General features: G+C 62.1%; 23 protein-coding genes. 3 read left to right on the top strand and 20 right to left on the bottom strand.

Annotation, left to right across the window (positions count from 1 at the left end; genetic code table 11):
* Window positions 1-56: 56 nt before the first annotated feature.
* From HMPREF0372_RS13300 to HMPREF0372_RS13360, 13 genes are all read right to left on the bottom strand, one after another.
* Complete coding sequence (locus HMPREF0372_RS13300) at window positions 57-1,490, bottom strand: AMP-binding protein (RefSeq protein ID WP_007493411.1); 1,434 nt, start codon at window positions 1,488-1,490, stop codon at window positions 57-59.
* A 9-nt stretch (window positions 1,491-1,499) separates the two neighbouring features.
* A complete protein-coding gene (locus HMPREF0372_RS13305; RefSeq protein WP_007493412.1) occupies window positions 1,500-2,690 on the bottom strand; it encodes an acyl-CoA reductase in 1,191 nt (396 codons plus the stop codon).
* On the bottom strand, window positions 2,680-3,753 hold the full coding sequence (locus tag HMPREF0372_RS13310; protein WP_007493414.1) for a LuxE/PaaK family acyltransferase: 1,074 nt from the start codon (window positions 3,751-3,753) through the stop codon (window positions 2,680-2,682). The genes HMPREF0372_RS13305 and HMPREF0372_RS13310 overlap by 11 nt, the downstream gene beginning before the upstream one ends.
* A gap of 7 nt (window positions 3,754-3,760) precedes the next feature.
* A complete protein-coding gene (locus HMPREF0372_RS13315) occupies window positions 3,761-4,399 on the bottom strand; it encodes an MBL fold metallo-hydrolase (protein WP_007493415.1) in 639 nt (212 codons plus the stop codon).
* A 3-nt stretch (window positions 4,400-4,402) separates the two neighbouring features.
* Entirely contained in the window at window positions 4,403-4,639 is a 237-nt protein-coding gene (locus tag HMPREF0372_RS13320; RefSeq protein WP_007493418.1) for an acyl carrier protein, read from the bottom strand.
* Between the two features lie 69 nt (window positions 4,640-4,708).
* Window positions 4,709-6,004: an acetyl-CoA hydrolase/transferase family protein gene (locus HMPREF0372_RS13325; protein WP_007493420.1), complete on the bottom strand. Its 1,296-nt coding sequence runs from the start codon at window positions 6,002-6,004 to the stop codon at window positions 4,709-4,711.
* 40 nt (window positions 6,005-6,044) lie between these two features.
* A complete protein-coding gene (locus HMPREF0372_RS13330) occupies window positions 6,045-7,142 on the bottom strand; it encodes a glycerol dehydrogenase (RefSeq protein ID WP_007493422.1) in 1,098 nt (365 codons plus the stop codon).
* A 23-nt stretch (window positions 7,143-7,165) separates the two neighbouring features.
* A complete protein-coding gene (fabZ, locus tag HMPREF0372_RS13335; RefSeq protein ID WP_007493424.1) occupies window positions 7,166-7,888 on the bottom strand; it encodes a 3-hydroxyacyl-ACP dehydratase FabZ in 723 nt (240 codons plus the stop codon).
* A complete protein-coding gene (locus HMPREF0372_RS13340) occupies window positions 7,878-8,162 on the bottom strand; it encodes a NifU family protein (RefSeq protein WP_007493425.1) in 285 nt (94 codons plus the stop codon). Before HMPREF0372_RS13340 ends, fabZ begins: the two co-directional genes overlap by 11 nt.
* A gap of 89 nt (window positions 8,163-8,251) precedes the next feature.
* Window positions 8,252-9,703 (bottom strand): 4-hydroxyphenylacetate 3-hydroxylase family protein, encoded by a 1,452-nt coding sequence (locus tag HMPREF0372_RS13345; RefSeq protein WP_007493428.1) that lies wholly within the window; start codon window positions 9,701-9,703, stop codon window positions 8,252-8,254.
* Window positions 9,704-9,772: 69 nt separating this feature from the next.
* On the bottom strand, window positions 9,773-11,173 hold the full coding sequence (locus HMPREF0372_RS13350; protein WP_007493429.1) for a hypothetical protein: 1,401 nt from the start codon (window positions 11,171-11,173) through the stop codon (window positions 9,773-9,775).
* Between the two features lie 284 nt (window positions 11,174-11,457).
* On the bottom strand, window positions 11,458-12,885 hold the full coding sequence (locus HMPREF0372_RS13355) for a sigma-54 interaction domain-containing protein (protein WP_007493431.1): 1,428 nt from the start codon (window positions 12,883-12,885) through the stop codon (window positions 11,458-11,460).
* 26 nt (window positions 12,886-12,911) lie between these two features.
* Window positions 12,912-13,484 (bottom strand): YcxB family protein, encoded by a 573-nt coding sequence (locus HMPREF0372_RS13360; RefSeq protein WP_007493433.1) that lies wholly within the window; start codon window positions 13,482-13,484, stop codon window positions 12,912-12,914.
* Window positions 13,485-13,725: 241 nt separating this feature from the next.
* Here HMPREF0372_RS13360 and HMPREF0372_RS20280 point away from each other — a divergent pair, with 241 nt between their 5' ends.
* Window positions 13,726-14,049, top strand: coding sequence for a site-specific integrase (locus HMPREF0372_RS20280; protein ID WP_007493435.1), 324 nt, complete (start codon window positions 13,726-13,728; stop codon window positions 14,047-14,049).
* A 550-nt stretch (window positions 14,050-14,599) separates the two neighbouring features.
* Here the strand turns inward: HMPREF0372_RS20280 and HMPREF0372_RS13370 are convergent.
* Genes HMPREF0372_RS13370 through HMPREF0372_RS13395 form a run of 7 tightly spaced genes read right to left on the bottom strand, consistent with a single transcriptional unit; the run spans window position 14,600 to window position 19,340 of the window.
* Window positions 14,600-14,830 (bottom strand): DUF6718 family protein, encoded by a 231-nt coding sequence (locus HMPREF0372_RS13370; RefSeq protein WP_007493440.1) that lies wholly within the window; start codon window positions 14,828-14,830, stop codon window positions 14,600-14,602.
* Entirely contained in the window at window positions 14,811-15,509 is a 699-nt protein-coding gene (locus tag HMPREF0372_RS13375) for a nucleotidyltransferase family protein (RefSeq protein ID WP_007493442.1), read from the bottom strand. Before HMPREF0372_RS13375 ends, HMPREF0372_RS13370 begins: the two co-directional genes overlap by 20 nt.
* Window positions 15,510-15,559: 50 nt before the next feature.
* Window positions 15,560-16,027: a hypothetical protein gene (locus HMPREF0372_RS13380; RefSeq protein ID WP_007493444.1), complete on the bottom strand. Its 468-nt coding sequence runs from the start codon at window positions 16,025-16,027 to the stop codon at window positions 15,560-15,562.
* Between the two features lie 18 nt (window positions 16,028-16,045).
* Entirely contained in the window at window positions 16,046-16,705 is a 660-nt protein-coding gene (locus HMPREF0372_RS18790; RefSeq protein ID WP_148342678.1) for an MBL fold metallo-hydrolase, read from the bottom strand.
* 35 nt (window positions 16,706-16,740) lie between these two features.
* The gene (locus HMPREF0372_RS21110) at window positions 16,741-16,866 is read right to left on the bottom strand and encodes a hypothetical protein (RefSeq protein WP_007493449.1); all 126 of its coding nucleotides are present in this window, start codon (window positions 16,864-16,866) and stop codon (window positions 16,741-16,743) included.
* A 49-nt stretch (window positions 16,867-16,915) separates the two neighbouring features.
* Window positions 16,916-18,241 carry a GntP family permease gene (locus HMPREF0372_RS13390; RefSeq protein WP_174269971.1) on the bottom strand — a complete coding sequence of 442 codons (1,326 nt, stop codon included), beginning with the start codon at window positions 18,239-18,241 and terminating at the stop codon, window positions 16,916-16,918.
* A 55-nt stretch (window positions 18,242-18,296) separates the two neighbouring features.
* Complete coding sequence (locus HMPREF0372_RS13395) at window positions 18,297-19,340, bottom strand: ketopantoate reductase family protein (protein ID WP_007493453.1); 1,044 nt, start codon at window positions 19,338-19,340, stop codon at window positions 18,297-18,299.
* 155 nt (window positions 19,341-19,495) lie between these two features.
* On the opposite strand from HMPREF0372_RS13395, the gene HMPREF0372_RS13400 reads away from it, so the two are divergent.
* Entirely contained in the window at window positions 19,496-20,932 is a 1,437-nt protein-coding gene (locus HMPREF0372_RS13400; RefSeq protein ID WP_007493455.1) for a sigma-54 interaction domain-containing protein, read from the top strand.
* 206 nt (window positions 20,933-21,138) lie between these two features.
* Complete coding sequence (locus HMPREF0372_RS13405; protein WP_007493457.1) at window positions 21,139-21,987, top strand: beta-keto acid cleavage family enzyme; 849 nt, start codon at window positions 21,139-21,141, stop codon at window positions 21,985-21,987.
* Window position 21,988: the final 1 nt, after the last annotated feature.

The raw sequence follows: 21,988 nt of genomic DNA on the forward strand, positions 1-21,988 counted from the left end.
CGGGCCGCCGGGAATTCCCGGCGGCCCGACTCATATGCAGCATACTTCGGCCGGTGTTACCGCATCTCCTCCAGCGCCCTGTACTGGGTCTTGCCCGCCTCATTCTTGGGAATGGCCTCCAAGGCCCGGATCTGAAAGACCCGCTCCGGGAAGTGCATCTGTTCGCTGAGATACTCCGCCGCCGCCCCGGTCACGGCGGGATCGGCGCTGTCGTGAAAGATCCGGAGGAGGTCATCCCTCCCCACGCAGGCAAAGCCCGTGTCCGGGAAACGGGCGGCAAGCAGCCGTTCCACCTCGTCCAGGCCCACCCGGTTGCCGTAGAGCTTGATAAACCGCTTCTTGCGGCCCACGATGTAGTAGAAGCCGTCCCCGTCCCGCCGGGCCATATCGCCGGTGTGGAGCTCCCCGTGCCACTCGTCCCCCAGGGCCAGCTCCTCCGCCCGCCGGGCGTAGCCCATGGCCACGTTTGGCCCGCGGTAGACCAGCTCGCCCACGGTGTCCGGCGCGTCAATAGGCACACCGTCCTCCCCCAGCAGGCGGAACTGACCGCCGGGCACCGGCACCCCCATGCTGCCGCACTTCTCCACCGCCCGCTCCGCGGGCAGGTAGCCCATACGGGGGGCCGCCTCGGTCTGGCCGTACATGACAAAAAAGCGCCGTCCCGTCCGCGCCGCCCAGTCGGCAAACTCCAGGTGAAGGGCCTCCGGCAGCTTGCCGCCCGCCTGGGTCAGGGTGTTCAGCGCAGGCAGCTCCATCTCCAGCAGGCCCGCCCGCCGGTACATGCGGTAGGTGTAGGGCACCCCGGCCAGGGAGGTGACCCGCTCCCGCTCCACCAGCTCCCAGAAGGGCCGCTCCAGCACGCTGCGCCGGGTGAGCACCAGTGCCGCCCCCGCCAGCAGGTGGGTGTTGACGATGGACATGCCGTAGGAGTAGCTCATGGCCAGGTTGGTGACGGGCCGCTGGCCCTCGTCCAGCTCCAGGTACTCCACGATGGAGCGGGTGTTGGCATCCAGGTTCCGGCCGCTGAGGCGCACCAGCTTGGGGCTGCCGGTGCTGCCCGAGGTGGTGAGCAGGAGGGCCAGCTCCGGGTGGAGCTCCGGCCCCTGCCCGCCGGGGCGGCGGAGCAGAACGCTGTCCTCCACCTCCAGCGCCGGGACAAAGCCCTCCAGCACCCGCCCCGTCTCCGCCGGGAGGTCGCCGGGCACATGGACGAAGGCGGGGCGGTAGGTCTCCAGCAGGCCGCGCAGCAGCTCCGGCGCGATGTGGGCGTCCAGCAGCAGGGGCACTTCTCCCGTTTTCAGGCACCCCAGGTAGCCCAGCAGGGTTCCGGGGGTGTTCTCACACAGCACAAAGACCAGCCGGTGCTCCCCCACGGCCCCGGCGATCCGCTCCGCGGCGGCGTTCAAATCCCCCAGGGTGTACCGTTTCCCCTCCTCGGTGACGGCCAGCAGCCGCTCCGGCTCCCGGTCGCAGCGCGCAAACAGTTCCATGTGCTCCTCCTATCCAATGATGCGGGACAGGGCGGCGATCAGATCCCTCCCGTCCCAGACCGTATCCATCTCCAGGGCCTGCCCCAGCGGCACCACCCGATCCACGCCCCGCGCCCCCGCCCGGGCCAGGAGGGCGGCCACCTCCGCCGGCTCCAGCCCGCCGCACACCAGGGTCTGCGCCTTGGGCGGGAGCAGGGGGGCCAGCGCCTCCAGACGGGGCAAGTCCGCCTCAAAGAACAGCCCGAAGCCCCCGGCCAGGGAGGGCAGGTTTCCAGACAGCCCCGCCAGCCGGGCCACATAGAGCAGGTTGCCCTGATAGCGCTCCACGGCGGCGACGGCGGGCTCCTCCATGGTCATGGCGCAGAGGCACAGCCGCTCCAGCTTGCGGGCCGCCTGGAAGAGGCCGAAGGGGTAGCGCTCCGCCGCCTCGGCGGCCACCGCCTCCCACCACCGGCCGCGGCAGGCGGGGTCTCCCCCGTCCTCCAGCCACAGCACCAGCTGGGGGCTGGAGCAGGCGTTCTGATCCATCTGGTAGGTGTCATTATAAAACCGGTGGGCCAGCGCCCCCCGCTCCTCCGGCGTGAGGGCGGAGAAGGCCCGCTGGCTGAACACCGCCAGCGACCAGCGGTCGGGGAAGCACAGCTCCACGGCGTGGGGGGGCATGGGCATGGCCCGCACCGCCGCCACCGTGGCGTCGCCGCCCCACACGATCCGGGCGTCGCAGCGGGCGCAGTAGTCCGCCGTGACGGCATCGTCCCGCCCGTAGGTGATCAGGCTGGTGCGGGCCCGCACGGCGGCGTGCTCCGGCCGCTCCAGCACCCGGCGGAGGGCCGCCAGCAGGGGGGCCTCCCCCTCCACCCGCCGGCTGGACAGGCGCACCACGTTGGCGTTCCCCGCCAGCAGGCCGATGGCCAGGGTGTAGGCAAACAGGGCGGGCACATTGGCGGGGGCCAGATGGAAGGCCAGCCCCCGGCCCAGCCGGGGCAGCGGGGAGGCGTGGCGCGCGGCCAGGGCCTCCAGGCGGGCCCGGCGGCACCAGAAGCCGAAGGCGGCGGAGGCCTCCTGCCGCCGGGTGTCCGGGCTGCGGAGCACCTCGGCGGACAGCTCCGCCAGGAAGTCCACCGCCCTGGGGTCAAAGGGGGGCCAGGGTGCGGCGTCCACCTGCTCCGCCCCGGCCAGAAGCGTGACGTTATCCCTCATAGGTATCGCTGCACCCCCTCACCTCGGCCCGGGGCACCCGCCCCGTCACCTTGAAATACTTGCCCTTGCGCCCGCAGGGGCAGTCGTCCTCCCCCAGCAGCACGCCCAGATCCTCGGTCAGCAGGGAGTGGCCGGGATAGGAGCGGGGCAGCGGGGAGAGCACCTGGAGCACCCCCTCCTCCCCAGGCTCACAGGGGCGGTAGTCCCGCCCCCGCCGCACCACGATATCCGACCACAGGCTGGCGTGGAGGTGGCCCTGAGGGCACTCCATGTAAATGCAGCCGGTCTGCTCGGCCATGCCGTAGTAGTTGCTCACCCGCTCCACGCCGGTGGCCGCCGCCACCCGGGCCTTGAACTCCCCGGGGGACACCGCCTCGCCGGCCAGCTTCTTCCACCCGCCGCCGTGAACCAGGATGCCGTTGGGGATGTCCAGCCTCTCCCCCCGCTCCTCCAGGGCGCGGACGACGTGCTTCCAGATCATGAAGGTGAAGCCGAAGAGGAAGATGGTCTCCCCCTGGTGCTCCTCCAGGAAGGCCCGCACCCCGTCCAGATCCAGCTCCATGTGCTCGTCCAGGGCATAGCAGGGCCTGGTGCCGAAGATGGAAAAGCCCAGAATGCCCGCCCCCCGGGCGGAGAACATGGCGCGGTTGCGCAGAACCTGCCTGCTGTCCAGCACCAGGAAGGGCAGCCGCCGCTCCCCCAGGAAGTCGGACATGATCTGGCAGAGGGCCTGCTGCTGACAGGCGGAGGTGGCCCCGTCCAGGAAAATCCTGGACACCCGCTGCCCGGTGGTGCCGGAGGAGGTAATGGTCTTGAATACCTCTCCCTCCGGGATGCTCCGCAGCTCCAGTTCCTTGAACAGGGACACCGGCAGCATGGGGGTGCTCTCCACCGTACAGTCCATGTGGGCGGGGCAGCCCAGGGCGTCCAGCAGGCGGCCGTACTCCGGGCAGTGCTCCCGGTGAAACTGGGTCAGCCCGGTGAGCAGTCCGGCGTAAAGCGCCCGCTTCTCCGTCCGGGCCGTGGAATAGGGCTTGTATTGCAGCAGCGTGTTCAGCTCCACACCGGCTTCACTCCTTTCCTGTGAGAATATAGGGCTCCCCGTGGCCGGGGCAGATGCGCAGGCCGGGGGGCAGCCCCCGGAGAATGGGCTCCGTGACGGCGCGGTAGTCCGTCTCGCTCCCGCCGGGCAGGCGGAGGATGACCTCCTCCCCCGGAATCAGGTAGTCCCCGGAGAAAAAGGTGTCCCCGTCCAGGAAAATTCCCGCGCTCCCCGGCGTGTGTCCGGGCAGGGCCACGGCGCGGAGCCGGTGTCCCCGCCATACGTACTCCCAGGCGTGCTCATAGGTCTCATCCGCCGGCCGGCAGACGAAGGGCGGATAGGACACCCCCGGCTTGCCCCGGAAGGCGAGATAGACCTCCATCCTCCGGGTCATGTTGAGCCGGGTGTCCCCCAGGCCGGCGCTGCACGCGGCGGTAGCCGCCACCCGCACCCCGGGCCAGCGGTTTCGCAGCGCCTCCAGCCCGGCCATGTGGTCGCAGTGCTCGTGGGTCAGGAGGATCCGCTCCGGCGTCCACCCCAGCGCCTCCAGCCGCTCCAGCGGCCCCCTGGGATCGTTGGGGTCGATGACCACCGCGCGCCCCGCCTCCCCCAGCAGATAGCAGTTGCTCTCCGCCAGCGGCTCCGTCCACCGCTCCAGACGCAGCACGGCTCAGAGCTCCACGCCGTACTTGGCCAGAATCTCCTTGCCCTTCTCATAGGAGGAGAAATCCAGCACGTCGGCGGTGCCGATGCTGATTTTGAAGGTCTCCTCCATGTCCCCCATCAGATCCATGTGGCCAAGGGAGTCCCACAGGGGGATGCCCCGGTACTTGAGGCCGGGCAGCTCCTCCGGCTTGACCCGGAAGGCGGTGAGGAACAGGCGGTCATACTTCTCCAGATTTGTCATAGCTCGTTTCCTTTCTATCCCGCGGCGTAAGCACCAAATGGGGCGGGCCTCCGGCCCGCCCCATGCCGCTTAATACTTGCAGTGGAAGCGCTTCTCGTACTCCGCCTTGAGCTCGTCGCGGAAGTCGGGGTGGGCAATTTCGATGAGGTTGCGGGCGCGCTGGCGGAGGGTCTGGCCCTTCAGCGCGGCCACGCCGTACTCGGTGACGATGTAGTCCACGTCGTTGCGGCTGGTGGTGACGGCGGCGCCCTCATCCAGCAGCGGCACGATCTTGGAGATTTTGCCCTTGACGGTGGAGGGCATGGCCATGATGGACACGCCGCCCTTGCTGGCGGAAGCGCCGCGGACGAAGTCCACCTGGCCGCCCACGCCGGAGATCTGCTTGGGGCCGATGCTCTCGGAGGCCACCTGGCCCATCAGATCCACCTGTACGCAGGAGTTGATGGACACCATGTTCTCGTTCTGGGCGATGACAAAGGGGTTGTTGACATAGTCCACAGGGCGCAGCTCCACGTCGGGGTTGTGATCCACGAAGTCGTAAAGGCGGCGGGTGCCCATCAGGAACGCCACCTCAAACTTGCCGGGGTGGAGGGTCTTTTTGGCGTTGGTGATGACGCCGGCCTCGGCCAGCTCCACCACGCCGTCGGAGAACATCTCGGAGTGGATGCCCAGGTCCTTCTTGTGCTTGAGGAAGAGGAGCACGGCGTCGGGGATGGCGCCGATGCCCAACTGGAGGGTGGCCCCGTCGGGCACCAGGGAGGCGCAGTGCTCACCGATGGCCTTCTCAATGTCGCCGATCTTGGGGGGCTTGAGCTCAATGATGGGGGCCTCATGCTCCACGATGCAGTCCAGATCCTTGACGGACACCAGGCTGTAAGGGCCGGTCCAGGGCATCTGGGGGTTCACCTGGGCGATGACCAGCTTGGCCTGCTTGACGGCCTCCAGGGTGTAGTCCACCGACACGCCCAGGGAGCACATGCCGTTCTCATCGGGAGGCGTCACCATGACCATGGCCACGTCCACCGGCATAGTGGAGCTGAACTGGCGGGGCACCTCAAAGAAGAAGCTGGGGGTGAAGTCGCCCCGGCCCTCGGCGATGGCGTCCCGGCTGGTGCCGCCCACAAAAAAGGCGTTGTGGCGGAAGTTACCGGCATACTCGGGCTTGCAGTACTCGGCCTTGCCCATGGCCACCATGTGGACGATCTCCACGTCCCTGTAGGCCTTGGCGTTGGCCACCATCACGTCCAGCAGATAGGACGGCTCGCCGCAGGCGTGGGCCACCACCACCCGGTTGCCCGACTGGATGTGGTTGACCGCGTCCTCCGCGCTCATCAGGTGCTGCTTGTAATATTCCTTCCAATTCATACGATACACACCCTCTATTCTTTGGATTTTAAGACTGGGCTCAGCGTGCCAGATAGTCCCGGCCGATGCGGTCGGCCTCCAGGATGGCGTCGTAGACCTCCTGGGCGGTGATATCGGCGCGCAGGTTCTTGGTGGACTGAGTGGGCACCACGGCGGCCTCCGCCACCTTTTTCAGGGTCTCGGGCACGATCTCCCTCACCCCGAGCTGGGCCAGGGTCAGGGGCAGGCCGGTGTCCCGCAGGAACGCGAGCACCTGCTCCAGCTCCTCCTGGGGGGCCTTCTCCAGCACCAACTGAACCAGGGTGCCGAAGGCCACCTTCTCGCCGTGGTACATGCCGTGGGCCTGGGGCTCCTGGGCAAAGCCGTCGTTGACGGCGTGGGCGGCGGCCAGGCCGCCGTTCTCAAAGCCTAGGCCGCTGAGGTAGATTGTGGCCTCCACCACGTCCTCCAGCGCGGGGGTGACCTCGTGCCGCTCCACCGCGGCCAGGGCGTCCCGCCCCTTCTCCATCAGCAGGTCGTAGCAGAGGCGGGCCATCATCAGCCCGGTGTTGGACACGTTGCCCCGGGCCATGGTGCGGGCCCCGCTGTTCTTGCAGGCCCGGGCCTCAAACCAGGTGGACAGCGCGTCGCCCAGGCCGGCGGCAAAGAGCCGCCTGGGGGCGTTGGCGATGATGCCGGTATCGACCAGAACCAGATCCGGGTTGCGGCGCATGAGCACGGCCTTGATAACCACCCCGGCGTCGTTGTAGAGCACGGCCACGCCGGAGCAGGGCGCGTCGTTGGAGGCCACGGTGGGGATGATGACGCAGGGCAGGCCCAGATTTTCCGCCACGGCCTTGGCGGTGTCCAGGGCCTTGCCGCCGCCCATGCCCACCACCACGTCGCAGCCCTGGGCCCTGCACTCGTCCATCTTGGCAAAGACCTCGTCCTTGGTGGCCTCGCCGTGGAAGGTGGTGAACACCACCTCCTTCTCCTGCTCGGCCAGGCTGGCCTCCACCTGGGCGCCGAAGCGCCCGCGGCTGTTGTCGGTGCAGATCACCAAAAACTTATTTCCCAGCTTCTTGGCGCTGCGGCCCAGGTTGGCCAGCTCTCCCGCGCCCTGTGCATAGCGGGCCGGGGCCTTGATTGCGTATGTCATTGCACTGTCTCCTTTTTATTGGGCTACCGGAAGGCCAGCCGCAGCTCCAGATCCGCCGCCAGCACGCCCTCCACAAACACCTGCCCCCGGCAGGCGGCGATGGCCCGCTCCGTCTTCTCCTCCAGAAGGGACACGTGGATTTCCAGCGTATCCCCCGGCAGGATTTTCCGCCGGAAGGTGGCCTCCCGCACCCCCATGAACAGGGGGAGCTTCCCGGCGTAACGCTCCGTGGTCATCATCAGGATGTCCGCCGCCTGGGCGGCGGCCTCGATGGTGTAGACGCCGGGGAGCACCGGCGTTCCGGGGAAGTGGCCCGCGAAGCAGGGCAGCTCCGGCCGGGCGCGGAAGGAGGCCACCGCCTCCTCCCCGGGCACCAGGCGGCTCACCGTGTCGATGAACAGCATGGGCTCCCGGTGGGGCAGGATGTCCAGCACCTCCTCGTGGGTCAGGCTCCGCGTCTGCTGCCCCTTCAGGGCCTCGGCCAGCTTCTCCTTCGCCGGCAGCAGCTCCTCCCACCCGCTGAGGAAGATCAGCCGCCCGGCGGGCACCGCCAGATCGCTGACGTTGGCACAGCGGGAGGGGCAACCGCACACCACCAGCACCGCCGGGTACTTCACCCCAGCCTGGGCGGTGAGGAACTCCGCCTCCGGGAAAAAGCCGCCGATGCGCTTGACCAGGGCCACCCGGTCATACCGGGGATTACAGCCGCCGCAGTAGCGGACGCCGATCTGCCGTTTATCCGCCATGGCGCATCTTCAGGATGGAGCGGGCCTCGTCCAGCAGCTCCGGGCTGATATCCTGCACCAGCACCGCCCGCTTGATGTGCGGGAGGTGCTCGGTCAGCGCGGTCTGGATCAGCTCCTCGGTGGTCAGATCGGCCGCCGGACAGCCGGCGCACTTGCCCTTGAGCTTGAAGCGGACGACGCCGTCCTCCACCTCAATAATCTCCATCTCACCGCCGTGGGTGCGCAGGAGCGGGCGCACGTGCTCATCCAGCACGGCCTCGATGTCCTCATACATGGCGGATGCCTCCTTTTAGAAAGCCGGAGGGCGGCGGATTGCCGCCGCCCTCCGGTCGAATACAGATGCGATTCGAATATGGTTTTTGCTTACTCCTTGATGTGGGCGATGGCCTTGGCCAGCTCTTTCTTGTGGGCCAGGTTGCCCTGACGGGAGATCATGATGCGCTGGGCCTGGGGAGAGCCGGCGCCGTGCATGGACTCGGTGCGGTAGCCGACGGCGGCGGTGCCCAGGGACAGGTTCTCAATGAGGCGCAGAATGCGCAGGCGGTTCTCAGTGGAGACGGTGGACACGCCCTTGAGGTACTTGTCGATGACGGGCCCCAGCTTCTCGTCGCGGAAGTCGGCCTCGCCGGGGGCGGTGACCATCAGGCCGCCGGCGATGTCCTCGGCCAGACGGACGATCTCATAGGGGAAGCGGGTCACGTTCTGCTTGCAGACGTTGGCCAGCAGCAGGTCGATCATGTAGTTGCCGCTCTCGGTGGGGGCGCCCTCGGCGGAGCAGGCGATGCCGCAGCAGTACAGGGTCTCGTTCAGGTGGGTCATCTCGATGAGCTTATCCTTGATGTGGCTGGCCTTGTTGGCGCCGTTGTAGTCGGCGGCCACGGCGGCGGCGCCGATGAGCACGTCGCCCACGCCCACCTTACAGCCGCCGTAGCTCTGGCGGTGATAGCCGGCGAACCGCTCCACCAGCATGCCGGCGTACTCCGTCTCGCCGTTCATGAAGATGCGGTCGTTGGGCACGAACACGTGGTCGAACACGGTCAGGGCCTCCACTCCACCGAACTCGCTGTTGCCCACGTCCATCTCGCTGCCCTCCAGCTTGCGGGTGTCGCAGCTCTGGCGGCCGATGATCATGAACAGGCCCTTGGTGTCCAGGGGAACGGCGAAGGAGATGGCGTAATCCTTGTCATCGGGGCCCATGGACTGGGTGGGCATCACGATGACCTCGTGGCTGTTGATGATGCCGGTCTGGTGGGCCTTGGCGCCGCAGACCACCACGCCGTCGGGCCGGCGCTCCACCACATGCAGGAACATGTCGGGGTCGTCCTGGGCGTGGGGGGCCTTGGAGCGGTCGCCCTTCACGTCGGTCATGGCGCCGTCCACGGTCAGGTCGTTCTCCTGGCAGTAGAGCATGAACTTCTTGAAGTTCTCATGATAGCTGGTGCCGTACTTCTTGTCGATCTCGTAGGTGGTGGAGTACTCGGCGTTGAAGGCGTCCATGCCCACGCAGCGCTGGAAGCAGGCGGCGGTCTTCTGGCCCAGCAGGCGCTGCATCTTCACCTTGTTGCGCAGATCTTCGGTGGAGCGGTGGATATGGGTGAAGCGGTTGATGCGCTCGCCGGTCTCGGGGGAGATGGCGGTCATCAGCTCCTGATACTCGGGCATCTGGGCCAGGTCATAGGTCATACGCACGCTGTTCAGGGAGGGCCGCAGGATCGGATTGTCGACCGGATTCTCCACCTTCTTGCCGAACATGTAGATTTCCATGGGGATCTTGCGGATGCTTTCGATGTACTGTTCGCCGGTCATGAGTGCCATAATAGAGGACTTCCTTTCTCAATCAGATTCAATCAATCTATGTTTTTGAATACTCAGAACTCAATGGAACTACTGGTTCGCCTTGTCATCGGCGGCACCGACGGCCACCTGCTCGGAGGCCTTCTTTTTGCCCTCGAAAAGCATAAAGAACAGAATCAGACCCACTGCGAGTCCCCAGGCGGCACCCTGGATGGCCAGCACCGCGCCCATGACACCGCAGATACCCCGCTCGATGTCGGTGCGGCACATGTTCATGGCCAGCTGGGTGCAGATGAAGCCCTGCACGATCAGGGTCAGGGACAGGGCTACGGGCAGCACGGGCTGTAGCAGGGAGGAGATGGGGATCAGGGCCACGCAAATAAAGGTACACCAGCGGAAGGTACCGGCACCGGAGTAGATGGACTCCATGGCCTTGGGGCCCTCCTTGTACCGCTGGGACACAGCGGCAGTAACGGCCGCCCACAGGGGACCGCAGGTCTGGGTGTAGGGGCAGCACAGCGCCATGGCCACGTTCCGGATGCCGCTGATGACGTTGGAGCGGTTGGCGTTGAAGTCAATCTTCTCATCCTGGCGGACCTCATCGGCGGAGCGGAGCAGCTCCTCCGAGGTGACGAAGTCGCCAAAGGCAATGATATACACCACGATGGCGGTGGGGATGGCGGCAATCCATGTCGCCGCGCTGGGCCAGCCGATGGCAAAGGGAGACAACTGGTTCCAGATGTTGCCGAACTCTGGGATCTTGATGAGGGGCCACAACTGAACAGCAGGCACCGCGATCTCCTTCACAATGGGGCCCAGAACGACACCGATGATGATAGCCGGCAGCATACCGAACTTGCCGATTAAATCAATGGCCTTGTATTTCCGGCGCAGGTTGGCCCATATGGGACTGAACAGGCAGAAGTAGGCCACCAGCACACCCACGGTAATAGAGATGGGATACGTCCAGAAACGACCGGTTTTTCCCATCTCGCCGATGATGGCCGCTAAGCCGCCGCCCATCAGTACGCCGGCCTTTACGGAGTTTGGCACCAAGTGTACCATCTTGCCGCCGATACCGGTGATACCGAACACCAGGAAGATAAGGCCCAGAATCAACTGCATAGCAATCAGCGCCTGGGTACGCTCAGGGCCCATCTCATATCCGTCGGTCAGGAAGGCGGTAATGATGGGAATGGCAGGGGTGATCCACCCGGGCACCACGGGGTCGCCCAGCAACACATGCAGGTTATAGAAGAAGCCGTTAATGATGACCATGGACAGGGCTACACCGTACGAAACGCCCAGGACCTCTTGCAGCACGGGGATAGCGCCCAGGCAGGTCGCACACATGAACACGGCCTGCACCATCTCGGGAACCGACCATTTGTAGTGGACAAAGGGGAGGCGGATCTTGAAAATACCGGCCTTCCAGTAGGGCTGTTCTTCACCGTATTTACGGTAACGGCTGACAAATTGTTCGTTTGCCATTTACGTTCCCTCTTTCTCATCCCAAACAGGAGTTTTGTCAGTCTCGCTGCGACAGTTGGCCAACTGTTCGTGACACTCCTTCTTTTATGCATTTCACATGCCAACTTCAAAAAAAGGGCCCAATCAACTGCCGCGCAGTTGATTGGGCTTTTCCCCCGAGAAATCCCTCTCGCTGTTTGCTGCATTTCTGCATCAAGAGATCATCGGTTAATTTAAACTTATCTAACTAAAACCGATTGACCTGCCGCAATTCTGTAGGCTGGTGCATTTTTACAGCGCCCGTTTCATTTTTGCAGCAGCTCCTCAAACTTGCGGCGTTTGCGGACAAAGGTGGCGCTGTCCATCCCCAGGCTGGCCGCCGCGGCCCGCACCGTTCCGTACTTCTCATAGGCGCGGCAGATATACTCATACTCGAACCGCGCCACCTCCAGCTTCAGGTTCACACGCCCAGTCTCGTCCCCGCCGTGGCTCTCCCCCTCAAACCGGCAGGCAATGGGCAGCTCGGAGGGCTGGATCTCGTCCCCGGCGCTGAGGATCACCGCCTGCTCCACTACGTTTTTCAGCTCCCGCACGTTGCCGGGCCAGACGTAGCTGTACAGAATCTCCATGGCTGCGTCGGCAAACCGCTTCTGATAGCGGTACTTCTTGTTCATGTCCTTGAGAAAGCTCTCCACCAGCGGGCGAATGTCCCGCTTGCGCTCCCGCAGGGGCGGGATCTCGATGGGCACCACATTGAGCCGGTAGTACAGATCCTCCCGGAAGGTCTTTTCATGCACCATGTCCAGCAGGTTCCGGTTGGTGGCGGCGATGATGCGCACGTCCACCGAGATGGAGCGTACGCCTCCAACTCTTCTTACCTGCATCTCCTGCAGGACGCGGAGGAGATGTACCTGCATCTCAAGGGGCAGGTCGCCCACCTCGTCCAGAAAGACGGTACCCTTGTCGGCGCTCTCAAACACGCCCATCTTTCCCTCTTTGCTGGCCCCGGTGAAGGCCCCCTTCTCATAGCCGAACAACTCGCTCTCGATCAGGCTGGCCGGGATGGCGCCGCAGTTGATGCCAATGAAGCTCTGCCGGGCGCGGGCGGAGTTTTCGTAGATGTACCGCGCGAACTGCTCCTTGCCCACGCCGGTCTCCCCCAGCAGCAGGATCGTCGTGTCCAGGGCGGCCACCTTCTGGGCCCGGGCCAGCACCTCCAGCGTGCGGGGATCGGCCGCCACCATGCGGGAGACAAACCTCTGATTGCGCTGCAAGAACTCCATTTCGGAGCGGCGGCGCTCCTCGCTCTCCTGATACTTCCGCTGCAGGCCGTAGATCTCCGTCATATCCCGGACCACCGTGATGATCATGGTGATCTCCCCGCTGCTGTCAAAGTGGGGTGTGCTGGTGATGAGCGCCTGTTTGCCGGTGCGGAAGGTCTGCTCCAGCGTCACCGGCTTTCGAGTCTTGAGCACCCCCAGGGAGCCGGAGCGGTCAATCATGCCGGTAGCGACAATCTCCTGCATGCTTTTGCCCAGCACGTCCTCCCGCCGCAGGCCGGAGACCTCCTCATAGGCGCGGTTGATCAGGATCGTGTTGGCCTGTCCGTCCGTAATGTAAAGTCCGTCATAGATGCTGTTCAGGATCGTAAAGAGCTGCCGGTTGAGCTCCCGCTCGCTTCCCCGCAGCAGCGTGGCGTTTTCAGCAATGAAAATACGCTCGGACTCCTGCATCCGTCTCCTCCCCTTCTTGCGTTCCGTCAGCTCTTGGGTACTTCCCCCTCCAGTATTACAATGGGCATGCCGCACTTCCCGGTAATAAACGTATCGAAGCGGTCCAGCTCCGCCGCATCCCGAAACGCCGAGACGGGGATGATATACGCCCCCTGCCCGAAATAGAGGAACCGCCAGTCCTTCAGAGCGGCCAAATGGCTGACCTCCCGGTAGCGAACCGACGTGGCTTCCTTCCCCACTGTGGTACGGATATGGTCGTCCTGGAACAAAAACTCCACACGGGCGGGATATTCGCCCCGTTTTTCCGCATCACGGATCGCTTTCCGGCACGTCTTGGCTTGAGCGCGCCGCGCGCCCAGGGGGATCACCGCGAACTGCAGAACAATAAACGCAATACCCAAAATGCGTATGGGCAGGACCGTATGATTCCAGTTAAATACCAGCAGAACGGCGATCACCAAAGCCACGCTGATCAGGGCGGGATAGGCCATCACCTCCATCCTGTGCTTCTGGAACAGCTTCCAGGTGGCCTTTGCCATGGCCTGATACGCCTGCCTGTCATATGTGCTCTCAATCCGGAAGTCGCTCTCGGGATTCATGCTCCATCCTCCTTCCAATCTGTGTTGCGTGCATGCCCAGTTTACCACTCCAAACTTAGAATTGCAAGAAAATACCTCTGCCGGCGGATGGCTGGCATTATCAGGGACATCGGGAGAGCCGGCCACCGGACTGTGAACGTGGTACAAGCTTTGCGCCAAGCCTAACGTTTGCAACGCTATTTCAAACTATTACGAGCTTATTGTTAGTGCCTGCATCGTCCCTAATGCCCGAAAACTGCACATGAAAATCCTGCCTCTGGAGCACATCCGGGACGACTTGGAGGCTGCTAGGGTGTGGGTACTCCTGCACATGTTCTATTTGGATTTGGACAACGCTCTGCGAAAAGGTGAACTGGCGGCCCTGCGGTTGGACGATGTGGACATCCAAGGCCGGACAATTCCGGTGCGCAGGCAATACGTCCGTAACCCTGACTGCTCCCTGGAGCTGACCCACTCCAAAACGGAGAACTCCGTCCGGCAGGTGTCCATCCCACAGGCTGCCGTGGAACTGCTCATCCAGGAGCACGAAAAGCACCCGGACAGAATGGTAAACCTCTATAAGTAAATTTTAAAAATACGGGCCTAGAGCACCTCATGTTCCACGACCTCAGGCCCACCTTTGCTACAACAGCCCTGCAAAATGACGTGGATGTCAAAACGGTTTTTCCATTCTGGGACACTACGACGCCGGGTTTACCCTGCGCACCCGCACCTATACCACGCGGTAAAAACAGGGTGAAGTGGCCCATACCGCTATCTTTAGCCTGCATCTTGCGCTCGGTCGCCCGTAAACGGGCATATTATCTTCTATTTGAAACTTTCTTGTCACTTTCACTGCTTTTTGCTAAAGCATATGGGGGAAGCCCACCAGTATAGCTGGTGGTTCTTTCTCCCCCAAAAATAAAGCCGCCCTTTTCAAGCGAAAAGAGCGGTTTTTGTGGAGCTGCTATCCGGATTTGAACCGGAGACCTCATCCTTACCAACTAATTGAGGGCCCTCAACCCGTTGAGGTTGAGGGCTTTTGGGTTCTTTTTATTCCAGAAGGATGCGGTCTTTGGTACTTTCTGTTCCGTTGATTCCGTCCGCTTTTTTCCTCGTGTGGGTCAGGGTGTGGGTCAGGCGCGCATGGCCCGAACCAACGTCTTGAACTCCTGCTCGTCCTTTGCAAATGTATAGGGAGCATACTCGCCGTAGGCCGTTGGACGGCTAATGGTCACCAGCTGGATACCTTTGACTCCCACCTCTTGATCCAGAGCCCGTTTCAAATTCACAAGCCGCTCTCCATGGGTGGTTTTCAGGGCGTAACAGCCCCGCTTTTCTGTATCCTTAGCCACCAGATAGCACATCGTTCAGCACCTCCTCAAATTCAGACTGATTTCTGATTTTCCCGTTTTCATAGCGGGCTCTCAACTGCTGTCCGACCTCATTGGAGTATGTCTTTTTGTAGAGATAGTCGTGCAGCCAGTTGTTAAGCTGCCGATCGTATAGAGTGTTGAATTGGATTTCAATGGGATAGTGATTATTGTCCAGTTGAAAATACAGATGAACACCCCGGTAACCGTCATCCACCGCCTTGCCCCTGGAAAAATCTGCCACGCTGAATGATGTACTAGTTAGGGCCAGTACACTGTTATAGCTATCACAGAAAGCCCGAAATCCCAGAACGTCATTAAACACCTGGCTCACATGGCAGGAAGAGTTGAAATACCGCTCGTACTTTCCCACGATGGAGGCATAACTCTTGATTCGGTAATCCAGTGCGATTTCGGAGAGTCCGGTTTGTTCATCCAGCCATTCGGTCATGGATACCAACTCCGCGATCAGTGCCTCTCGCTCAAAATGCCGCAATGTCCGTTTCAGTGACAGGCCAAGTTGAGACCGATAGGAGAGCTGTGTAAGCAACTCAATGGAGAGTCCGTTGAGCGCCAATACATCTTCCGCCATCACTCCCACCTGCCCTTCTGCTGATAATATAGCATAGGCCGACGCAAAAGAAAAGGGAAACTTCTGGCTCCGTCCAATCATGTGTCCAGCCACCGTTCCAATCCAACTACTCAGGAATTGCGCCGGTATAATCAATAAAAGGGCTCTGCCCGGCCAAAACAATATAAGGTGGGTAGCTTGCCAAGCGGCAGGCTGACCGCCGGGAGCATGCACGCCAGATAGAGGCCTGCCAGGGTGAAGGCGATGCCCACCACAGAGTAGTCAAAGGGAATCCCGGCCCTTGCGAACACGGCATCAAACGTGTTGAACAAACCGCCGCATGACCCAAACACCGCGCCGAAGAGTATGTAGGTATTCCCGCCCAGGCACAGTCCCCTCCTGCTCAGAGCCACCCCGGCCACCAGGTACGGCACAAAGACCGCCAGGCCCAGGAAACCAATCGCCGTGGTGGCTCCATCCCCCAGAAAGCCCAGATCCACCGCCCAAAATGCAAAGCAAAGGATGCAGAACACAAAGGTCCCCACAGGAGAGAGATCCGCCACACCCTCGTAGTTTTTGACTGTCACATCCAACGCCTGCGGCGCCTTATTCTCCGTCATGATACTACCCGCCCTTGCTCAACCGAAGTGTCGGCGATAGGCCGTCTCTGTATCGTGAGAGAGCAGGAAATACTCGGGCTCCGGCTTCTCCGCCAGGGCCAGCTGCTTCCTCGCGCTGTCGTAGAAGGCAAAGCGGTCGGTCGTAAAGCGTCCTGTCAGGTGAGGAATCGTGTGGTCAGGGGTGATATTGATGACGGTGCCGTCCATTAGGGTCATCTTATCCATGTCCGCGAAGAGGCAGTATTTTGTGGCCGAGTTGTCGCCGGTGATGACATAGCGGCCCTTCTCCGTGGGCACCACGATGGTTTGTCCGCCTCTGGAGTGGCCGGGGGTCAGGTAGAGCTCCAGACCGTTGGCCAGCTTCAGGTCGCCGTCCACCAAAAGCAACCGCTTGACCTTAGAAAGACGTTCCGGGGTGTCAGGGAAATAGTCCATCCGGGCCTTTGGGAATGGATAGGGGCTCAGCATATTGTCGTACTCTGCCTTTTGAACATAGGTCACTGCATCTGGGAACAGATCCGCGTTGCCGACGTGGTCGTAGTGCAGATGGGTGTAGATGACGGTGTCAATATCCTCCGGCTTCAAGCCTTCCTCCGCCAGGGAGGCGAGCAGGATCTCCGTGCTGCCCTTTGGCTTCATATCGCCGATGGCCATCTGTGCGAAGTATTCTACCCGCATGCCGGTGTCCACCAGGACGTTTTCCCGCCCATTTCTCAGCAAGAAGCCAATATCGGTATATCGATGTTCAGGTCGGGATCCAGCGTGCCGCTGAACGAGGTGCGGGGCAGGATCATCTGCCCGAAGTAGAGCGCGGAAATTTTCCAATTCTGATCTGCCATGGTGACTGCCTCCTGTCAAAATAGGCTTGTTGTCTGTACTTGCTTGGAATCAAATACCGGCAAACACGCAGATGGCGGTGGCCACCACCACCACGATCACGGGAATCGCCACGCTGCACGCAAACACGTGGCGGTAGGCGTTCTTGTGGTTGAGCCCCAGGACGCTGAACATCAGGAACAGGCCGGGGGAGTGGGGCAGGGTGTCCAGGCCGCCGGCGGCGATGGAGGTCAGCCGGTGGAGGATTTCCAGATTGCAGCCGGAGCTGATAAAGGTGTCCGCCAGGGACTGGTACATCAGCCGCAGGCCGCCGGAGGAGGAGCCGGTGATGCCGGAGAACACGCTGGTGGCGAACACGCCCCGGACGTAGGGGTTCATGTCCAGGTTGAGCACCCAGTCCACGATATCCTGGAAGGCACCGGAGTTCTGCACCACGGTGCCGAAGGCCAGCACGGCCGCCAGGCCGCCGATACCAGAGATACCGCCGCCCAGGCCGTCGCCCAGCAGGGCCTTCCAGTCCTTGCCCTTAAACTTGGGGAAATTGAGCACATAGGTGAGGACTGCGCCCAGCAGCATGGCGCAAGTGGCCAGCATGGTGGAGTTGGACACGAAGCGGCCGCCCACGATGATCACCAGCAGCAGCACCACAATGGGCAGGAATGCCTTCCAAGCGGGAGGCAGGAGGCTGCGGTCCTTGATCTCAAACAGGGCGGGATCCACGTTGTCGGGGTAGGACCACACCTCCCCCCGGGCCACAGCCCTGTTCTTAGCCCAGGTGCAGTAGAGCAGGCACAGGGCGAAGATGGCCACGGTGCAGATAATGCTGAGCACCGGGGCGGCGGTCATGGTGGTGCCCAGGTACTCAGTGGGCACTACGTTGGTCAGCTGGGGGGTACCGGGCAGTGTGGTCATGGTGTAGGTGGCGGAGCCCACGATCAGGCAGGCCATGGTTAGGTGGCGGGGCAGGTTGGCCTCCTTGAACAGCAGGAACATGATTGGGGCCACGGCGTACACTACCACGAAGAGGCTCACGCCGCCGTAGGTCAGCACGGAGACGATGAGGATGGTGACCAGCATGATGTTCTTGCGGCCGAACCAGTCGATGAACTTGTAGCCAATGGCTGTGGCGCAGCCAGACTCGTCCATCAGCTTGGCGTATAGAGCGGAGCAGGCAAACATGAGGAAGTAGCTCATGTAGGCGCTGGTGTAACCCGCCATGTAGTGGGTGGCAAACCCCTCCCACAGGGGGATGCCGTTGAATACGATGGCCACCAGGGCGGCGATCATGGTCAGGGGCAGGGCGCCCAGTCCCTTGTAGGCGCCGAAGATCAGGATGGCGATGGCCAGCAGCAGGCCAATGATTCCGACCATTGACATAAGATTACCCTCTCTTTCTGGTCAAGTCAAGATAACGCGGAGAAGCCCGCTGGGCTCACACGTGGTAGAGCTCGTAGTCGAAGAGCTTGCGGTCGAAGAGGTTCACGTTGTCCATGGACAGGGGCAGCTCGCCCTTTTCAATCTTGGTGACAATCTCCACCACCTTGTCGTTAAAAGGGGTTTCGATGCCGTACTTGTCGCCGGTCTGGCAGACGTAGCCGTTGATCATCCGCACCTCAGTGGGCTTGCCCTTCTCCAGGTCCTGAAGCATGCTGGCCTTGGCGGTGCGCATGTCGGAGTACATGGTGAGGAACATCTCCTGGTCAGCGTTGAACATGGCCTGGTCGACAATACCCAGCGTCTCCGGGGACTGCTCATGCAGCAGGATCGGCAGCTTGTAGCCCGCCGCCTCACAGCACTGCTTGACCTCCCGGCCCAGATAGCTCAGGCAGGCCCTGGCCACGTCGTTGTCCAGTACGCCGCCAAAGGTGGTGCCGCAGGCGGCGGACATGCCGCTCATGCAGGCATTGTTGATCAGCTTGCCCCAGCGGGAGGCCATCAGGCTGTCAGACACGGCGGTGGGGCCCATGTAGCCCAGCACTTCGGCCACCTTCTTAATGCGGGGGCCAATGGAACCATCGATCTCTCCGATCTCAAAGAGGTGGTCATTGCGGGACAGGTCCTGGGTCAGCTCGGAGACGCCGGGCTCCATAAAGGTGGCTCCCCACAGGACGGTGCCGCCCACAGTCCGGGACTCCCCCACATAGCTGGCCACATAGGGCTCGGGCACGCCGTTCTGGAGGGTGCATACCGTACTGTCCGGCCCCAGGTGGGGCAGCAGGTTGGGGAGCACCACGTCATTGGCGGTCTGCTTGGTGAAGAGGAAAACAATGTCGTAGATGCCCTCCATCTGCTCGGGGGTGACGGCCTTGACGGGGACAGTGAAGTCCACGGTGCCCACAATGTGGGCGCCCTTCTCATTGAGGGCGTCCACGTGGGCCTGGTAGCTGTCGATCATCTCCACGTCACATCCGTTCTTGGTCATGTAGGCGCCCAACACGGTGCCCATGGCTCCGCAACCCAGAATTGCAACTTTCATTCGGGAAAACCTCCTTATCATTTTTGCATTTCTGTGTAACAGCAAACTGCGTGCCAAGCTGGAAAAAGCAGCTTCCTTCGTGACAATCGGCGCCCCATCTGTTATACTGGTATTGTACCTCTTTACTGCGGGATATAGGGGGTGTAACGAACCGTATGGATCAGCTTCACTTGCTGGAGGTCATCCTGGATAACCTGCCAGACGGCGTCTATGTGTTAGACGACAGGGGCAACTATATTTTCGTCAACAGCGCCTATGTTCAGGCCCTGAACATGCCCAAGGATGTGCTGCTCCATTATAATGTCCACGACTTCCTGAACACCGGGCAGATCGACATCTGTGTCTCGGATATCGTCTACCGGGAGAAGCGCCAGGTGGTCATGTTTCAGGACGTGCTGGACACCCAAAACTATGGCCGGGACACCATCCGCCAGATGATCATTTCCACCCCGATTTTCGACGATTCCGGCAAAATCCGGAACATTCTGGCGGTAGTCCGCCCCCTGGACAGGCTGAACCAGCTCTACTACCAGGCCACCCAGGCGGAGTCCGTCTCCTCCATCAGCGGCCTGCGGGCTTCGCCGCCGGTAAAGGGCTCCGCCGTCATCGCTGAGAGCCCCGCCATGCGCGCGGCCCTGTCCACGGCTGCCACCGTGGCCGTCGTGGACTCGGCGGTGCTGATCTCCGGGGAGTCGGGCACCGGCAAAGAGGTTGTGGCCCAGTACATCCACGACGCCAGCCCCCGTTCCGGCAAGCCCCTGGTGGTGATCAACTGCGCCTCCCTGCCGGAAAACCTGCTGGAGGCGGAACTCTTCGGCTATGAAAAGGGGGCCTTCACCGGCGCGGCCCCGGGCGGCAAGGCCGGCCTGTTTGAGGCGGCCGACGGCGGCACCCTCTTCCTGGACGAGATCAACTCTATGCCCCTGAACCTCCAGGGCAAGGTTCTCCGGGCCCTGGAGACCAAGACTATCCAGCGTCTGGGCTCCACCCGGTCCAAGAAGGTGGACTTCCGCCTGCTTACCGCCTCCAATGAGGATCTCTATCACCTGGTGGAGGAGAAAAAATTCCGCGCGGATCTCTATTACCGCCTGGCAGTGATCCCCATCCGGCTGCCGCCCCTGCGGGAGCGGCGGGAGGACATTATCCCGCTGGCCCAGCACTTCCTGAAGCTCTTCTGCCGCAAGTATGCCAAGGACAAGGAGTTCAGCCCCCAGACACTCCAGCTCATGATCCAATATCCATGGCCCGGCAATGTACGGGAACTGCGGAATTTTGTGGAGCGGGCGGTGGTCATGAGCCTGGGCCGGCAGGTTGCCGTTCCTGATGTTTCCTCCTTCTTGGATCCCGCGCCTGCCTCTCCCCTGCCGGAGCGTCCAGGAGAGGACTCCGCCTCTGTCTATTCGCCCGCCGTCTCCGCCCGGTACGAGCAGATGATCTCCTCCGGCGTCTCCCTCCAGCAGTATCTGGATCAGTGCGGCCGGAACTACGTGGCCTATGCCCTGCAGAAGTACGGAAATTCCTATAAGGCGGCTGAGGCCCTGGGCACCAGTCAGGCGTCTATCATGCGCCGCAAACAAAAATTTCATCTGTAGGTTCGAGCGGCTCGTTTTCTCCGCTGATTTCTTCTCAAATTTAAGTCGGATTCGATTTTTGATAAATCGAATCCGACTTTTCATTCGTTTTCGTTTTAACAATTTCGCCTCATGACGCGGTTTTAGTTGGCACGCCGCTTGCACAAGTTGATCTATGAAACCATTCCGCCCGAAATTACCTTCACCCGACAGAAAGGAGATCAACCATGTCTGATCTGAAAAACAAACGTGTCATCACCGCTGCCCTGTGCGGCTCCTGGCCCACCAAGGACATGAACCCCGCCGTACCCTACACCCCGGAGGACATCGCCCGGGAGGCATACGAGTGCTGGCAGGCCGGCGCGGCCATCGTTCACGTCCACGTCCGCAACCCCGACGGCACCCCCTCCACCGACTTCAACCTCTATAAGGAGACGGTGGACCGCATCCGGGCCTACAAGGACTGTGACGTGTGCATCAACATTACCTCCTCCGGCTCCGTGGACTTTGGGGACGAGGAGCGCATCTATCCCCTCCAGCAACTGCTCCCCGAGCTGGCCTCCTACGACGCCGGCACCCTCAACTGGCAGAACCGCACCGTGTTCATGAATCCCCCCTCCTTCCTGGAGAAGCTGGGCTATGCCCTCCAGGAGAGCAATATCAAGCCGGAGATCGAGATCTTCGACGCCGGTATGATCTACAACACCATCTACTATATGAAGAAGGGCGTGCTCAAGGCACCTTGCCACTACCAGATCGTCCTAGGCTGTGCCGGCGGCATGACTAACACCGTGGAGAACCTGGTGTACCTAAAGAATCTTCTGCCCGAGGGCTCCACTTGGGCGGCCTGCGGCATCTCCTCCGGCCACCTGCCCATCATGATGGCCACCATCGCCCTGGGTGGACACCTGCGAGTGGGCCTGGAGGACAACCTCTACATGGACAAGGGTGTGCTGGCCAAATCCAATGCCCAACTGGTGGAGCGGGCTGTAAAGGCCCTGCATCTGAACAATCTGGAACCTGCCACTCCCGATGAAGCCCGCCAGATCTATGGTCTGACCCGGAAGGTGTTCTGAA

This window comes from Flavonifractor plautii ATCC 29863, assembly GCF_000239295.1.
In the GTDB taxonomy this organism is placed as follows: Bacteria; Bacillota; Clostridia; order Oscillospirales; family Oscillospiraceae; genus Flavonifractor; species Flavonifractor plautii.

Excerpts from the sequence above, each read along its gene's own strand:
- HMPREF0372_RS13355 (WP_007493431.1), bottom strand. The coding sequence starts at position 12,885 with ATGCAGGAGTCCGAGCGTATTTTCATTGCTGAAAACGCCACGCTGCTG.
- HMPREF0372_RS13360 (WP_007493433.1), bottom strand. The coding sequence starts at position 13,484 with ATGAATCCCGAGAGCGACTTCCGGATTGAGAGCACATATGACAGGCAG.
- HMPREF0372_RS20280 (WP_007493435.1), top strand. The coding sequence starts at position 13,726 with ATGAAAATCCTGCCTCTGGAGCACATCCGGGACGACTTGGAGGCTGCT.
- HMPREF0372_RS13350 (WP_007493429.1), bottom strand. The coding sequence starts at position 11,173 with ATGGCAAACGAACAATTTGTCAGCCGTTACCGTAAATACGGTGAAGAA.
- HMPREF0372_RS13300 (WP_007493411.1), bottom strand. The coding sequence starts at position 1,490 with ATGGAACTGTTTGCGCGCTGCGACCGGGAGCCGGAGCGGCTGCTGGCC.
- HMPREF0372_RS13390 (WP_174269971.1), bottom strand. The coding sequence starts at position 18,241 with ATGTCAATGGTCGGAATCATTGGCCTGCTGCTGGCCATCGCCATCCTG.
- HMPREF0372_RS21110 (WP_007493449.1), bottom strand. The coding sequence starts at position 16,866 with ATGGCAGATCAGAATTGGAAAATTTCCGCGCTCTACTTCGGGCAGATG.
- HMPREF0372_RS13320 (WP_007493418.1), bottom strand. The coding sequence starts at position 4,639 with ATGACAAATCTGGAGAAGTATGACCGCCTGTTCCTCACCGCCTTCCGG.
- HMPREF0372_RS13380 (WP_007493444.1), bottom strand. The coding sequence starts at position 16,027 with ATGACGGAGAATAAGGCGCCGCAGGCGTTGGATGTGACAGTCAAAAAC.
- HMPREF0372_RS13400 (WP_007493455.1), top strand. The coding sequence starts at position 19,496 with ATGGATCAGCTTCACTTGCTGGAGGTCATCCTGGATAACCTGCCAGAC.
- HMPREF0372_RS13340 (WP_007493425.1), bottom strand. The coding sequence starts at position 8,162 with ATGTATGAGGACATCGAGGCCGTGCTGGATGAGCACGTGCGCCCGCTC.
- HMPREF0372_RS13375 (WP_007493442.1), bottom strand. The coding sequence starts at position 15,509 with ATGATTGGACGGAGCCAGAAGTTTCCCTTTTCTTTTGCGTCGGCCTAT.
- HMPREF0372_RS13405 (WP_007493457.1), top strand. The coding sequence starts at position 21,139 with ATGTCTGATCTGAAAAACAAACGTGTCATCACCGCTGCCCTGTGCGGC.
- fabZ (WP_007493424.1), bottom strand. The coding sequence starts at position 7,888 with ATGGCGGATAAACGGCAGATCGGCGTCCGCTACTGCGGCGGCTGTAAT.
- HMPREF0372_RS13370 (WP_007493440.1), bottom strand. The coding sequence starts at position 14,830 with ATGTGCTATCTGGTGGCTAAGGATACAGAAAAGCGGGGCTGTTACGCC.
- HMPREF0372_RS18790 (WP_148342678.1), bottom strand. The coding sequence starts at position 16,705 with ATGCGGGTAGAATACTTCGCACAGATGGCCATCGGCGATATGAAGCCA.
- HMPREF0372_RS13395 (WP_007493453.1), bottom strand. The coding sequence starts at position 19,340 with ATGAAAGTTGCAATTCTGGGTTGCGGAGCCATGGGCACCGTGTTGGGC.
- HMPREF0372_RS13325 (WP_007493420.1), bottom strand. The coding sequence starts at position 6,004 with ATGAATTGGAAGGAATATTACAAGCAGCACCTGATGAGCGCGGAGGAC.
- HMPREF0372_RS13345 (WP_007493428.1), bottom strand. The coding sequence starts at position 9,703 with ATGGCACTCATGACCGGCGAACAGTACATCGAAAGCATCCGCAAGATC.
- HMPREF0372_RS13305 (WP_007493412.1), bottom strand. The coding sequence starts at position 2,690 with ATGAGGGATAACGTCACGCTTCTGGCCGGGGCGGAGCAGGTGGACGCC.
- HMPREF0372_RS13330 (WP_007493422.1), bottom strand. The coding sequence starts at position 7,142 with ATGACATACGCAATCAAGGCCCCGGCCCGCTATGCACAGGGCGCGGGA.